At 50.8% G+C, this 388-nt stretch carries 1 protein-coding gene; it reads left to right on the top strand.

Annotated elements, in window-relative coordinates:
- A partial coding sequence (locus WKI42_RS10705; protein WP_368081912.1) for a hypothetical protein occupies nucleotides 1-388 on the top strand: 388 nt, incomplete at both ends.

The following is a 388-nucleotide window of genomic DNA, read 5'->3' as shown; positions in this document are numbered from 1 at the left end:
CCATCAAGATGGAAAACAAGGGGCGCTATTCTTATGAGCAGTGCGAATTGCTAGGTGACCATACACAGGATAGTGAGGACGCCCTTATCCAAGCGGTTTTAGAATTGGTTCGCACCGAACTTGACCCGACTAGTGCCATTGTCAAGAACCAAGAACAATGGGCTAAAACGACGGAAGCGCTGGAGAGAGCCAACCAACTCATGGATGGCATGCAGAAGGTCAATCTCCAGAATGCTCAGGATATTGAGGATATCTTAGCACGATTGGAAGAGCTGGAAGCTCAAGGAGAGTCTGACCAGGAGGAGAAAGAGGAGGCAGAGGAGGACACCCCTCAGGTTACGGACACAGAAAACCAAGCTGATGAACCAGCCCCAGCGCAGCCAACTAC

It is taken from the genome of Streptococcus pseudopneumoniae (genome assembly GCF_038148935.1).
In the GTDB taxonomy this organism is placed as follows: Bacteria; Bacillota; Bacilli; order Lactobacillales; family Streptococcaceae; genus Streptococcus; species Streptococcus pseudopneumoniae_U.
This window is presented reverse-complemented; position numbering and strand designations above follow the sequence as displayed.